Source organism: Chloroflexota bacterium (assembly GCA_023475225.1).
GTDB lineage: Bacteria > Chloroflexota > UBA6077 > FW602-bin22 > JAMCVK01 > JAMCVK01.
In genome coordinates, this window is the sequence record JAMCVK010000039.1 from 65,659 (window position 1) to 78,495 (window position 12,837).

A 12,837-nucleotide genomic window follows, 5' to 3' on the forward strand; every position below is an offset into this window, starting at 1 on the left:
TTCCCAGCGGGCTATTCCGGTCCAATATGTTGGCTGCATCTGAGTCGCTCTGGCTCATTATGTTCAAAGGCTTATTTCAGTCCGCTGCAGATGGCTCGACGTGAATAGTTACGCTGCAATTAGGGATAGCAGCCTCAAGGTCTTGCTCCAGGTGATCGCATAACTCGTGAGCTTGTTCCACGCTCAATGAGGGGTTGACCACCAGATGCAGATCGACATAGTGTATGGAGCCGGCCTTCCTCGTGCGCAAATCATGAAACTCTACAAATCTACGGTAATGATCGTTGATGATGGCCGCAATGCGCTCCTGTTCAGCGCCAGGTAAGCGGGCGTCTAACAGGTCTACGAAGGACTTTTTCGTGATCTGAATGGCCGCTTTGGTGATAAAGAGGGCCACGGCGATAGCGATGAGTGGATCCAAAATTTTCCATCCGCTGATACCGACGACGAATAAACCCAATAGTACTCCCAGGGCGGTATAAATGTCGGTCCTCAAGTGCCAGGCATCGGCTTCCAGGGCCAACGAATCGGTGGCCATAGCCACCCTCCTTAGATGGCGTGAGACCAGGAGATTAACTATAATGGAGACCAGCATCACGGCCAGACCAAGGTTCACCGATTCAATCTCGAGGCCGTGAGTGATCCTACGGACAGACTCATAGATGATGAAGATTGCGGCTAGAAAGATCAGCCCCGCCTCAATCGTGCCGGATACATTCTCCACCTTGCCATGTCCATAAGGGTGAGAAACATCAGCTGGCCTGTCCGCTATATGTACAGAAAAGAGGGCGATCACGGCGGCCAGAAGGTCGATCCCGGAGTGAATCGCCTCCGAGATGACACTTACAGAGCCGATAGCCAGACCCACGCTGAGCTTCAGAAGGATGAGAATGGTATTGGATATGATCGATAAAGCAGCTGCCTGCTCCTTGGTACTTAACATAAATTACTCCATGGAAGAGCTCTGGGTGAGACTATGTGGACTCATTGGCTAATCATATTACTCTATTAGGGATAGGGGTGTCAAAAATGGAGACCGTCGTTGCCTTTACCTCGGTTGCATCTTAGGGTATAATCACGGTAGACAAAGTGGGGACCCCTATCATTATACTGCCCCATCTTGATGACACCTCTTAAGGTGTTCCATTCTATTTCCGTGAGAAGGACAGTGTTATGCATGCTTTTATCTTCCTTGTAGTTATGTTTTTTGGTTCTGTAATGGCTGGGACCATCGGCGCCCTTGTTGGGCTAGGTGGTGGCGTGCTTATCGTGCCTCTGTTGACGATAGGCTTCGGAGTGGACATCAGATATGCTATTGGCGCTAGCATCGTCTCGGTCATCGCCACCTCCAGCGGAGCGGCGGCGGCCTATGTTAAAGATCGCATCACTAATCTACGCGTCGGAATGTTTCTGGAGATAGCTACGACATCGGGGGCCATCGCCGGGGCCATTGTGGCTGGGCTTGTCCACACTGATGTGCTGTTTATCGTCTTTGGGCTTGTGCTCGGCATTTCCGTCCTTCCCCTGGTGCGTCGGCTTGCGGAGGAGCTGCCCAGCGGCGTTCGTAATGATTGGTGGGCCAGTAAATTGCGGCTGTCTGGTGAGTATCACGATGCCGTCCTGGGGAGGACGATCGACTATCAAGTTACGCATGTCCCCTGGGGGTTTGCGATGATGAGCCTGGCTGGGGTAATCTCGGGGCTGTTAGGCATCGGCAGTGGCACCTTTAAGGTGTTGGCCATGGATAACGCCATGCGCTTACCGATGAAGGTGTCGACCACAACTAGCAACTTTATGATTGGGGTCACAGCAGCGGCCAGCGCGGGGGTCTACCTATCCCGCGGGGATGTGAATCCCTTCATCGCTGTACCAGTGGCCCTGGGCGTGTTGCTGGGAGCGGGCCTGGGCACACGTATCCTGGTACGGGTCAGTAATGCCGCCATCCGTATGGTGTTCGTTCCAGTTCTGCTGATTGTTGCCCTAGAGATGCTGCTGCGTGGATTGGGGCTGAGAGGATAGGAGGCGTGCATGGATAAACTAGTCGAGACAAGAAAAATGGGGGGACTAGGGATGGAGGACCTTGTCAGCTGGTTACTGCGCGGTGGTGTTACCCTGAGCGCCGCCGTGTTATCGATTGGGGCGCTTCTCTTTCTGGTCACAGGGCAATCGGGCTATGGTAGTCATTTCCACCTCCAAGAGTTGATCGCTTACCGGAGCAGGCTTGGAGGGTTCCCCACAACCATCCCGGCCATCGTACAAGGCGTTGCGGACCTGAAACCCTTTGCCGTAATCCAACTTGGAGTAATATTGCTCATTGCTACACCGGTCGCCCGCGTCGGAGCCTCTATCTTCCTCTTCTTAGCGGAACGTGACTATCTCTATGTACTGATCACCACCTTCGTCTTCCTTATCCTCTTGATAAGCATATTTGGAGTGAGATAAGCTGGCGTCTTCGATCAATGGGGGTTCCAAGGGGGCACAGCTTGGTAAGGGTCTCTCGGATGTGCCCTCCTTCCGCAGGAAAGACTACCTTGAATCCGCCGAAGGCGGATGGGGGGATACTCAACGCTCTTCTCCACACAATTTGAAGCGATTCGATACGACAAATTATTGACAAATGCTCCGTATCCGCTTTATAATACAAATCAGTGGGGAAGTGTCGGAACTGGTAGACGAGCATGACTTAGGATCATGTGGACCTTGTCCGTGGGAGTTCAAGTCTCCCCTTCCCCACTAGGCAAGTCTCAAAATCAGCGCTAGTCAGATGTAAGGGATGCGGAAGTGGCTCAGCGGTAGAGCATCTCCTTGCCAAGGAGAGGGTCGCGAGTTCGAATCTCGTCTTCCGCTCCAATAAAGGGCTCTTCACCAAGAGCCCTTTTTTATGCTATACTTGACTACTAGAGGAACTCTCGGCAAGGAGCCCTTTGCTTAAGATGATAAAATGGTAATAGGGGATTAAAAAGACGATGAAATCACTGGCCAATCAGATGCGGGTAACTGCGGAGAAGATCGAAGATAGTCGTGTATTGCTTAATATAGAGGTTGAGCGGGAGCCGGTCGACCGTTCGTTAGAGCAGGCTTACCGCCGTATCGTTAATCGCATTAATGTCCCTGGTTTCCGGAAGGGGAAAGCCCCTCGTTATATAGTTGAGCGGCTGGTTGGTCAGGATACCCTCATGCAAGAGGGACTTGAGCTCCTCTGGCCGGAGGTCTATCGGCAAGCTGTGGCAGAGAGTGGGATCAAACCCATAGACCAGCCAGAATGGGATATCGTCCAGCTTGAACCCCTCGTGCTTAAGGCCACGGTGCCGGTGCAACCCACCGTCCAGCTCGGCGACTACCACCAAATCCGCCTATCTCGTGAAAGGGTCGAGGTGAGCGCTCAACAGGTTGAATCCGCTCTAGCTCAGGTGCGTGAGGAGCACAGCGAATGGCTACCAGTGCAACGTCCCGTAGCCACAGGAGATCGCCTTAATATCACCGCGTTGGGACGGATCTCTGGGGCGACTTTGCTCTATGCTGATAGCGGCGAGCCCCTTCTGGAAACCGAAAGAGGGGAGGTCTTCCTTGATGACAAGGATGTAGAACATGTTGTACAGCCTGAGCCATCCCGCCCCCTTCCAGGTTTTGCTGAAGCGCTGGTAGGCATGAAGCGGGGTGAGATGAAACAGTTCAGACTCACCCTCCCCCCAGACTTGCCCAGGGCTGACCTGGCCGCTCGGGAGGCTGTCTTTCAGGTCACTGTTCACGAGATCAAGGAAAAACACCTGCCCGAGCTAAATGATGGATTCGCCAAGTCCATCGGAGAATATGAGAGTTTAGAAGCGCTTAAGGAGGATGTCCGCAGATCGCTCCAACGTCGCGCGGAATATGAGGCCGAACGCCGCCTTGAGGAAGCTGTCCTCGAAAGGGTAGTTGATCAAGCCACTGTGGAGATGCCCACGATTCTCATCGAGCGTGAAATAGACGGGCTGTGGCAAGACTTTAAGGAGCGCTTGGAGCGTGAGCATATGGCCCTGCCGCAATACCTGGCTAACGTCGGGAAGAATGAAGCGGATCTACGGGAAGAGCTGCAACCGGTGGCCAAGCGCCGACTCAAGACGTTCTTTGTAATTGATCAGATAGCGAAAGAGGAGAAGATCGAGGTTGAGCCTGGCGAGGTTGATGAGACGATCGAGAGGGTCGCCGGCGTTTTCAAAGATGAGCCGAGAATACGCGCTTCCCTCGATACGGCGGAGAGCAAGAAGGAACTCGGTGTTGATCTTCGCTATCGCAAGACCTTGCACCGTTTGGTTCAGATCGCCACAAGTGGGGAGACACCTGACGCCGAAAATGCGGCAGAGAGGGTCACCCCCGAAGGGGATCCGGATCAACCACAGGACTAGATAAGGAGAATAAGGGTGAACATTGTGCCAAGCGACATCATACCTATGGTAATTGAGAGCACGGGACGAGCAGAACGTGCCTTCGACATCTACTCACTGCTCCTGAAGGAACGCATCATCTTCTTGGGGTCGCCGATTGAGGATCATGTGGCCAATCTGATCATCGCTCAGATGTTATATCTCGATCGGGAGGATCCTGAGAAGGACATCCACCTCTATATTAATTCGCCTGGTGGCTCCATAACCGCCGGACTGGCCATCTATGACGCGATGCAGCTCATACGCCCGGATATCTCCACCATCTGCGTCGGTCTGGCTGCCAGCATGGGGACCGTCCTACTCTGCGCGGGGACTAAGGGGAAGCGCTATGCCCTACCCAATGCCACCGTGCATATCCATCAACCTCTCAGTGGCATCTCTGGACAGGCAGTGGATTTGGAGATTCATGCCAGAGAGGTATTGCGCCTGCGCCACCTAATCAATGAGATCCTGGCCAAGCATACTGGTCAGGATGAGGAAAGGATCATCCACGATACTGATCGTAACTTTTGGATGAACGCTGAACAGGCTGTAGAATACGGTATCGTGGATCAAATCTTGACGAAGTCGCAGAGCTAACGGAAAATATGCTCCCTGCTTCGCAGGGCAGGAGGGAAAGCAATGGGTAGCACGCGGGGACCCAGAATACAGTATCACTGCTCATTCTGTGGTAAAGGACAAGATCAGGTACGGCGCCTTATTGCCGGGCCGGGAGCAGTCTACATCTGTGATGAGTGTGTTGACCTCTGCCGCGAGATCATTGATGAAGAACAAACAGCTGTTCCTAAGACTAAATCCCCCCTTGGGAAGATACCTACACCTAAGCGCATCAGAGAGCTGCTCGATCAATATGTCGTTGGCCAGGAACGGGCCAAGAAGGTGCTCGCCGTAGCGGTTTACAATCACTATAAGCGCATCATGGCTGGGATGCAGGTTGACGATGTTGAGCTACAGAAAAGCAATATCCTGCTCATTGGACCAACCGGGTGCGGAAAGACATTGCTAGCCCAAACCCTGGCCAGAATCTTGGACGTGCCCTTCAGCATCGCTGATGCGACCTCCTTGACGGAGGCTGGATATGTCGGCGAGGATGTGGAAAACATTCTTCTCCGCCTCATACAGGCAGCCGACTTCGATATCTCTCGTGCCGAACGGGGCATTGTTTACATCGATGAGATCGATAAGATTGCCCGCAAGGGCGATAATCCTTCGATCACCCGAGACGTTTCTGGCGAAGGTGTCCAACAGGCTCTCCTTAAGATCATCGAAGGTACCGTGGCCAACGTCCCTCCCCAAGGTGGTCGTAAACATCCTCACCAGGACTTCATCCAGATCAACACGATGAATATCCTCTTCATCTGTGGTGGTGCTTTTGAGGGTTTGGATAAGATTGTGGCCCAACGCATTGGTAGTGGGAGAACGATCGGTTTCAGACCGGAGTCCTCTTTTAAGCGAACGCCAGAGGAGGAATCAGCCAACCTGCTGCGTCAGGTCATAGGCGATGATCTACTAAGGTATGGACTCATTCCCGAGTTTGTCGGTCGCCTCCCGGTAGTGGTCAGCGTTGATCCTCTGGACAAAGAGGCCCTTATTAGGATACTTACCGAGCCAAAGAATGCGATCATCAAGCAGTATCAGAAGTTCTTCGCACTGGATAAGGTTGAGCTAGTTTTCACGTCAGACGCCCTGGAGGCAGCTGCCACGCAGGCTATGCGCCTCAAGACTGGCGCTCGTGGCCTACGGACGATCATCGAGGATGTACTGCTCGATGTAATGTACGAGCTACCTTCGCGGGGTGATGTTCAAAAGTGCATCATAAATGCGGAGACAATCCTGAGCCGCACGGGACCACTCCTTCTCACGAGGGGCGACCGTCCCGTATCCGTCACTGGTAGCGCCGTCCAGGAGGAATCGGCTTAGTCGATAGTATGCCCTCACCCCCTGACTCCCCCTCCCGCTGGAGTGGGGGTAGACCAGAAGGGGATCACCCCCTTCTGGGAGGGTCAGAGAAGAATATAGGCGTTAACCCTGACCCAACCGGTGGTGATGTTCCGTTGCCCGACCATGGATGAGATCAATAGCGTGTCTGAGTACAGGCAAGATGACCTCCAGCCCCTCGCGTACAGCCTGGGGGCTCCCGGGCAGGTTTATTATCAGCGTGTCTTGACGCACGCCTGCTATAGCCCTGGAGAGCATAGCATAGGGTGTTTTCTGTAACCCCGCGGCCCGCATCGCCTCAGCCAACCCTGGCACCTCCTTATCTAAAACAAGACGCGTTGCCTCAGGGGTCACATCTCGAGGGGTCAAACCGGTACCACCGGTAGTCAGGATCAAGTCTAAATGCAGTTCGTCGCTCCATCGCCGCAACGTTTCCTCGATGAGCAATAGTTCGTCTGGTATAATGGCATACTCGACCACCCCGGGATCGAGGGATTGCATTCCCTCTTTGATCGCTTCTCCGCTCTTGTCCTCCCTTTCCCCCCGTGCCCCCTTATCGCTGATTGTTAGGATCCCTATTCTGATCACGGACTCTGTTCCTCCATTCAATCGCTAAAACGGTATTTGAGTAACGTCCATAGCACTGTGAGCCCATCTCGCCAGGTGATCTTCTTGCCCTCAGCGTATTCTCTTCCAGAGTAAGAGATGGGTACCTCGTAGATACGATAGCCGTGTTTCAAAATCTTAGCTGTAATCTCTGGATCAAAGCCCCAGCGCGGCGAGCGCAGCTTGATCTGGCGGGCCACCTCCCTTGTGAAGACTTTATAACAGGTTTCCATATCGGTCAGGGTGGTATCGTAGAGGAGATTAGTGATGAAGGTGAGTAGGTTATTGCCCATGGCGTGCCAGAAAAGCATCGCCTTATGCTCACCCAGGAAACGTGAGCCGTAGACTACCTTGGCCTTACCCTTGAGGATAGGCCGCAATAGCTGCGGATAATCTTCCGGATCATATTCTAGATCGGCATCCTGGATGAGGATGATGTCACCCTTGGCCATCTCCAGACCTGTCCGAACGGCTGCCCCCTTGCCCATATTGCGGTGGTGATAAAGAATGGTGAGATCGGTGCCCTTCTCCTGCTCCAGAATTTGGCGCGTTCCATCCGTAGAGCAGTCGTCAACGACGATGATCTGTTTATCCAAATCCCCCACTGGAGCAAGTCTGACGCGCCGCAAAATTTCGGCTATGGTCTCCTGCTCATTGTAAGTTGGAATAATTACTGAAAGTAGCAAGTCCCTCTCCCTTGAGCATACTTGATTGTGCACCCCATTATAGCCAGCTCCGATAATCACGACAAGCAGGCTTGCAAAAACTGAGGCTCGTTGCTTTGAGCGCAGAGGGATGCTAGAATATCATCTTGAGTAATATCCTGACTTAGATAGACGAGAAAAGCTTCTTTAGTCCACTTAAGGTTCTACTTGAATATAAGAGGGAAACAGCATGTCGGCCAGAATATCTTCGCTAACGGAGGTAGCGCGGATCTTCTTGACTACCTTGCCCAGCGAAGAGCGCCCTTCATACCAGGGGGAACTGAATAAATTTGTCTGGTGGTTTGGCTCGGATCGCCAACTAGGCGAACTAACTGCGCGCACCCTTGAGACTTATCAAGAACAGGTAGAAACGAGCGGCGCAGACCCGCTTCGTCGCCTTACGCCACTCAAGTCATTTTTGACTTATGCTTACCAGGAGGGATTTCTGCCGGCCAATCTAGCGAAGTACATCAGGGTGAAACGCCGCACCAGCCCAAAGGAGAAGACGGTCAATAGGGTTCAGGCTCAAGAAGAGGAGACTACCCATTTGACCGCTGAGGGCTATGCCAAATTAAAAGAAGAATTAGAGTATCTCATCAATGAAGTCCGTCCCCAGATAGCTCAGGAGTTGTGGGAGGCAAGACTGGATAAGGATATTCGCGAGAATGCGCCTTACGATGCAGCCAAACAGCACCAGGCCTACGTTGAAGCCCGTATCAGGGAACTGGAACGCATCCTGGGATCAGCCACTATCCTGGAAGAGAATAAAGGAACAAGCGGGCGAATACGCATTGGGGCTACTGTTATCCTCCGCGACCTCACTTATTATGAAGAGGAGGTGCGTTACACCCTGGTAAGTCCGAACGAGACGGATCCTAGCGCAGGTAAGATCTCTATCGCCTCGCCCCTAGGGAAAGCCCTCCTCGACCACACAGAGGGCGAGACAGTCGAAATATCCGTGCCCGCTGGCTTGCTACGTTACCGCATCGAAAAGATCGAAGGCTAGATCCAGCGTCGATATCGGAGATAACCAAGCATGGCCACGGCGATGACCATCATTATGCCCATGGTGAAGAGAAACGAGTGCTGACTCTTAGCGATGGGTAATATCTCGATGTTCATGCCGTAGACCCCTGAGACGACAGCTAAGGGCAGCATAATAGTAGAGATTAAGGTCAACACCATCACTGTTCTCTCCTTGCCAGGGGTAGCGAGTCCTGTTGCGATCCGATGATGTCCTCTAACGCCTTTACTATTCTGGCATCGAAGCAGACTTTGGCATTGGCACACATATAGGAAAGAGCCTCTGCCGGGGACATCGGTTCACGATAGCGTCTTTGCCAGGTAATGGCATCGAATACATCTGCTATGGCCAAAATCTTACCCTCAAGGGAGATCTGCTCCTCCCTTAAACCATCGGGGTAGCCTTTCCCATCCAGTCGTTCATGATGCTGCGCAGCAACGATGGGAACGTTCCGTAGATTTCGAGCAAAGTACATGTTGGACAGAATCTCCCTCGTCTTTATCACATGCTGCTGCATCAGACCAGTCTCCTCCGGCGTCAGCCTGGTTGGCTTGGTCAGAATCGCCTCCGGCACGCCGATCTTGCCATAATCGTGCAACAAGGCCGCCAGGCGAATACCCTTCGCCTGCTCTGCCGGTAGGCCAAGCCATTCAGCCAGCTTAACGGCATAGATGGCTACCCTATGAGAATGCCCAGCTGTCTCCGGATCCCTGGCATCAATCGTGGCCGCCAGCGTGTGGATAAAGCTGTCGAACATCGTGTTGATATCGGCATAGAGCTGGGCGTTCTCGACGGCCACAGCGGCGGACGAACAGAATGAGCCGAGCAGAGCAATGTCTGCCTCATCGAATAGCCCATCTTGCTTGTTTATCACCTGAATGACCCCGATGATTTTTCCAACATGATTCCGCATCGGGGCCGTCAACATCGTTTTAGTTCGATAACCAGTCAGGCGATCAATTTCTCGGTTGAAACGAGGGTCATCGTAGGCATCGGCCAGGTTGATCGTTTCCCCTGTTAGGGCTACGTAACCAGCCAAACCCACCCCTACAGGCAATCTAATCTCTTTTATCTCGGCCCCTTGAGCGATTTTAGACCATAATTCGTTCTTATCAGCATCCAAAAGATAGAGGGTGGTCCGATCAGCACTGAGCAGCTTAGTGGTTTCCTTCACAATAAGTTGAAGCAGGTCATCCAGATCGATCTGGGAAGCCAGCGAGCGTGTAATTTCCAGCAGCGCACAAAGCTTCTCATGTTCTGACGACCCGGAATTTTGGGGGATCCGTCCTTTGCTTCTCACCATATTCGTCATCCTAATCCCAGGTGATGATCCAGATGCAAGCTCCAGCTAAAAGTATGGTCGTCACTACCAAAGCGGCCAGCTGTCCCGGTAAGAGTCCCACATCCTTGGCCGCATACAAAAGCATCGCTACCATCCCTATAGCCAGGGCTATCCAGGCAGCAATCATTGGATGATCTCTAAACAGGCGCATTATGTTCATACCAGCCTCCTGCCCTGAAATCTAGGCTCATTTTAACAATTTCCGAATGGGATTGCATCCTAATCGCACCATGAGGAAGAGCGATACATCTCTTCATTCACCATCATCTAGGCAGGCGCACGTGGACCTCTTGGGAGAGCAACAGGCTATCACCCTGGGGCATCTTCAGGCGCTGCCCAGTTTCTGGGAGATACATACCGACCTCGATATGATAAAGGCCAGGAGGCGTGTTTGCAGGAATCACCAACTGGTATTCGTCCCGCACGAACTCGCCTTCGTCCCATAGTGAAGTTGGATAAGTACCGTTAAGGGGTTGGTTGTCCTGCTGGCTGATAAGCCGGCCGTCGGCGTCAAGCAAATGGGTGAAAACGGTATAATTGGCACTCATTTTCTGTTGGGACTGCCAGTAGAGGATCAAGCGAAGGCCCTGCCCTGGCGTCAACTCTACGGGATCAAGGTCATAGCCGACTAAGCGCACCTTGCCTTCAAGGTCGACTGGCTGGTGATATTGGGGCTCCGGCAGTGTCCCTTGCTGAGGAGCTCCCTGTGGTATGACCTTGACTGGTCCTAGTCTTAGCGATGTTCCAACCGTTACGCCTTGCTTATCGCTAAGGGGCAGGCGAACAAGGTCAGGAAATCGATACATACCGAACTGTAACCAATACTGGCCCAGAAGTGCTCCGGGGTTCACCCGGATCGGAAACCAGCTTAAGACAACGTCTCCCCTTTGCCAATCCGGCAGTGGGTACCCTTGACCATCGTATCCTCCCCATTTCTGCCATTTGGTGTCAAGCAGGTGGGCAAAGAAGACGTACTCTTCGCTTGATACAGGGCGTGTCTGCGTTATCTTCCAGTAGAGGACGAACAGTAGAATATCACCGGCCTGCACCTGCCTCTCCAAGCGATAGCCCAGGAGCCGCAACCCATTAGGCAGGGTCAGAGAAAGCGAATGATCGTTGCCAGGCTTCAACACATCCTTTACACCGAGACGATAAAACTTGAAGGCCGTGGGGTTACCCGGACGGCCAGCAACCCCTACCAGCCGGTCCGAAAAGCCGCGCTCAAGGAAAGAGGCAAGCCGGCTCTGCTCATCGGTGAGCAGGTAAAGGGTCTCACCTGAGCCCTCTGGGGGCAAGAGAAAACCCGAGTTGGCGTTGAACCACCTTAGCGCGGGACGGCCCTGGGCCAAGAAGGAGAGGGATTCCCGCAGATCCGATCCACTCGCCGCCACGTAAAGGGGAGCATCGGGTGTGGCGTTAAGGGCACGTGCCTGTTGCAATACATTGACCAGATATTTCAAGGGTATACCATAACCTCCTATGGTACTCTCCCGGTCGATGAAAGAGATGTAGAAGGAGAATGCGTATATCTGTATCCCCACCAGAGTGACCAGAAATAGGATCGAGCAAACCAAAATGGCCCGAGTGCTGAACCTGGTGACGATCGACTTTATTCCGAGCAGGGATGGGAACCCCTCCCAGCGCGAAGAGGCCCATTCTAGGATATGCCCAAGCAGAATGCCGATGGCGATGAACGGCATAGGATAGACAATAAGGAGATAATGGGGGTAGATAGGCATCGAGTGTCGCGAGAAGAAAAGGACAGGCACGATCCCCCACAATAAGAGGAGCCCAAACTTCCTTCTGGACTCGTCCCGTTTCAACCATCTGTAACCAAGATAGCCGAGACCGGCCAAAAACAAAATCATCTCACCACGGTATAGCCAGGCGAAGTTGGGCATCTGAGCGATGAATTTCTCATACGACTCCCCAGTCACGGAGTGATAAGCAGGGTCGGCCAACAATCCCACTGCCCAACGCGCCGCCTGGAGGTCAACCTGGGCAGGCGATTTGGCCAGGGAAAGGGCCGTCTTCACATCAAGCCAGTCGTGGGTTAGCTGCCAGTAGCCGTAGGGTAAGAACGTTAGGGCGAAGATAGCGGCGCTGCTGACAAGCGCCGCTATCTTCGCCCGAAACAGAAAGAGTACTAAAACGAGCAACGGAATTAGGCCCACAGCCGCAAAATGTAACTGGAGAAGCAGGGCTAACCAGAAAAAGGATAGGATCAACCCACGAGACTGGCCCTTGACGGCGAAGGCGAATATTGAGGAAATGAACAGGAGTGTGAAAAGTGCCAGCACATCCTGGGACTGTATCTTCCGTGAAAAAAGCACAATAGAGGGATTGACCGCAAACAATAAACTGGCGATTTGGGCCATGCGCCGCCCGAAGTACTCGCTACAGAAGCGGTAACAGAGACCTACGGCCAGGACGTTTAGCAATCCAACGAACCCCGTAGCCAGAGCGGCATCCCGGGTTATGGCCAGAGGTATGGCCATCAGGTAGACGAAAGCTGGTGGATTAGCTATCCCTACCGAGGACGGTATCCCTATCAGCGGGAGATGCTTGCCCTCAAGAAAGGCAACCGCCAGGTTGCACACCAAGGACTCGTCGCCCTTGAATTCCACCAGATCCATATGGCTCAGATGAGTGTAGGCCGCCAAGCCCATAATGATGAACAGGATGAGCCCATCCGCCAACTGAGCCATCTGCTTGTGTCTAAGGAGCAATCTGATCCCTCTTCTCTAAAAATATCTTACTGCTTTATCAAGGTGAGGGACGACAATCCCCCCAGCCGGA

General features: G+C 53.0%; 13 protein-coding genes and 2 tRNA genes. 8 read left to right on the forward strand and 7 right to left on the reverse strand.

The features are described 5' to 3' along the window. Positions 1–76 precede the first annotated feature (76 nt). Positions 77–943 carry a cation diffusion facilitator family transporter gene (locus M1136_10430; protein ID MCL5076046.1) on the reverse strand — a complete coding sequence of 289 codons (867 nt, stop codon included), beginning with the start codon at positions 941–943 and terminating at the stop codon, positions 77–79. A 230-nt stretch (positions 944–1,173) separates the two neighbouring features. Here M1136_10430 and M1136_10435 point away from each other — a divergent pair, with 230 nt between their 5' ends. The 7 genes from M1136_10435 to clpX all read left to right on the forward strand — a co-directional run bounded on the left by M1136_10435 (position 1,174) and on the right by clpX (position 6,344). Then, positions 1,174–2,019 (forward strand): sulfite exporter TauE/SafE family protein, encoded by an 846-nt coding sequence (locus tag M1136_10435; GenBank protein MCL5076047.1) that lies wholly within the window; start codon positions 1,174–1,176, stop codon positions 2,017–2,019. Between the two features lie 9 nt (positions 2,020–2,028). After that, entirely contained in the window at positions 2,029–2,442 is a 414-nt protein-coding gene (locus M1136_10440) for a DUF1634 domain-containing protein (protein ID MCL5076048.1), read from the forward strand. Positions 2,443–2,650: 208 nt separating this feature from the next. Further along, positions 2,651–2,733 (forward strand) — tRNA-Leu (locus tag M1136_10445). A gap of 42 nt (positions 2,734–2,775) precedes the next feature. Next, positions 2,776–2,850 (forward strand) — tRNA-Gly (locus M1136_10450). A 116-nt stretch (positions 2,851–2,966) separates the two neighbouring features. Next, the gene (tig, locus tag M1136_10455; GenBank protein ID MCL5076049.1) at positions 2,967–4,385 is read left to right on the forward strand and encodes a trigger factor; all 1,419 of its coding nucleotides are present in this window, start codon (positions 2,967–2,969) and stop codon (positions 4,383–4,385) included. 45 nt (positions 4,386–4,430) lie between these two features. Continuing rightward, on the forward strand, positions 4,431–5,003 hold the full coding sequence (locus M1136_10460) for an ATP-dependent Clp protease proteolytic subunit (GenBank protein MCL5076050.1): 573 nt from the start codon (positions 4,431–4,433) through the stop codon (positions 5,001–5,003). A 42-nt stretch (positions 5,004–5,045) separates the two neighbouring features. Beyond that, complete coding sequence (clpX, locus tag M1136_10465) at positions 5,046–6,344, forward strand: ATP-dependent Clp protease ATP-binding subunit ClpX (protein ID MCL5076051.1); 1,299 nt, start codon at positions 5,046–5,048, stop codon at positions 6,342–6,344. Positions 6,345–6,446: 102 nt separating this feature from the next. Here clpX and M1136_10470 read toward each other — a convergent pair whose 3' ends face one another. Together M1136_10470 and M1136_10475 are read right to left on the reverse strand one after the other, a co-directional pair. Next, positions 6,447–6,950, reverse strand: coding sequence for a MogA/MoaB family molybdenum cofactor biosynthesis protein (locus M1136_10470; GenBank protein ID MCL5076052.1), 504 nt, complete (start codon positions 6,948–6,950; stop codon positions 6,447–6,449). A 17-nt stretch (positions 6,951–6,967) separates the two neighbouring features. Further along, positions 6,968–7,654 carry a glycosyltransferase family 2 protein gene (locus tag M1136_10475; protein MCL5076053.1) on the reverse strand — a complete coding sequence of 229 codons (687 nt, stop codon included), beginning with the start codon at positions 7,652–7,654 and terminating at the stop codon, positions 6,968–6,970. A gap of 208 nt (positions 7,655–7,862) precedes the next feature. Between M1136_10475 and greA the strand changes: the two genes are divergently transcribed. Continuing rightward, the gene (greA, locus tag M1136_10480) at positions 7,863–8,678 is read left to right on the forward strand and encodes a transcription elongation factor GreA (protein MCL5076054.1); all 816 of its coding nucleotides are present in this window, start codon (positions 7,863–7,865) and stop codon (positions 8,676–8,678) included. Here greA and M1136_10485 read toward each other — a convergent pair. The 4 genes from M1136_10485 to M1136_10500 all read right to left on the reverse strand — a co-directional run bounded on the left by M1136_10485 (position 8,675) and on the right by M1136_10500 (position 12,767). Then, entirely contained in the window at positions 8,675–8,857 is a 183-nt protein-coding gene (locus M1136_10485; GenBank protein MCL5076055.1) for a hypothetical protein, read from the reverse strand. The genes greA and M1136_10485 overlap by 4 nt on opposite strands. Further along, positions 8,857–9,999: a GAF domain-containing protein gene (locus M1136_10490; protein MCL5076056.1), complete on the reverse strand. Its 1,143-nt coding sequence runs from the start codon at positions 9,997–9,999 to the stop codon at positions 8,857–8,859. The genes M1136_10485 and M1136_10490 overlap by 1 nt, the downstream gene beginning before the upstream one ends. A 10-nt stretch (positions 10,000–10,009) precedes the next feature. Beyond that, positions 10,010–10,198, reverse strand: a complete 189-nt coding sequence (locus M1136_10495; GenBank protein MCL5076057.1) for a hypothetical protein — start codon at positions 10,196–10,198, stop codon at positions 10,010–10,012. Positions 10,199–10,301: 103 nt separating this feature from the next. Continuing rightward, on the reverse strand, positions 10,302–12,767 hold the full coding sequence (locus tag M1136_10500; GenBank protein MCL5076058.1) for a glycosyltransferase family 39 protein: 2,466 nt from the start codon (positions 12,765–12,767) through the stop codon (positions 10,302–10,304). Positions 12,768–12,837: the final 70 nt, after the last annotated feature.

What these genes read in the sequence shown, in the direction of transcription:
- M1136_10430 (MCL5076046.1), bottom strand. Translation starts at nt 943, where the DNA reads ATGTTAAGTACCAAGGAGCAGGCAGCTGCTTTATCGATCATATCCAAT.
- M1136_10435 (MCL5076047.1), top strand. Translation starts at nt 1,174, where the DNA reads ATGCATGCTTTTATCTTCCTTGTAGTTATGTTTTTTGGTTCTGTAATG.
- M1136_10440 (MCL5076048.1), top strand. Translation starts at nt 2,029, where the DNA reads ATGGATAAACTAGTCGAGACAAGAAAAATGGGGGGACTAGGGATGGAG.
- tig (MCL5076049.1), top strand. Translation starts at nt 2,967, where the DNA reads ATGAAATCACTGGCCAATCAGATGCGGGTAACTGCGGAGAAGATCGAA.
- M1136_10460 (MCL5076050.1), top strand. Translation starts at nt 4,431, where the DNA reads ATGGTAATTGAGAGCACGGGACGAGCAGAACGTGCCTTCGACATCTAC.
- clpX (MCL5076051.1), top strand. Translation starts at nt 5,046, where the DNA reads ATGGGTAGCACGCGGGGACCCAGAATACAGTATCACTGCTCATTCTGT.
- greA (MCL5076054.1), top strand. Translation starts at nt 7,863, where the DNA reads ATGTCGGCCAGAATATCTTCGCTAACGGAGGTAGCGCGGATCTTCTTG.
- M1136_10485 (MCL5076055.1), bottom strand. Translation starts at nt 8,857, where the DNA reads ATGGTGTTGACCTTAATCTCTACTATTATGCTGCCCTTAGCTGTCGTC.
- M1136_10490 (MCL5076056.1), bottom strand. Translation starts at nt 9,999, where the DNA reads ATGGTGAGAAGCAAAGGACGGATCCCCCAAAATTCCGGGTCGTCAGAA.
- M1136_10495 (MCL5076057.1), bottom strand. Translation starts at nt 10,198, where the DNA reads ATGAACATAATGCGCCTGTTTAGAGATCATCCAATGATTGCTGCCTGG.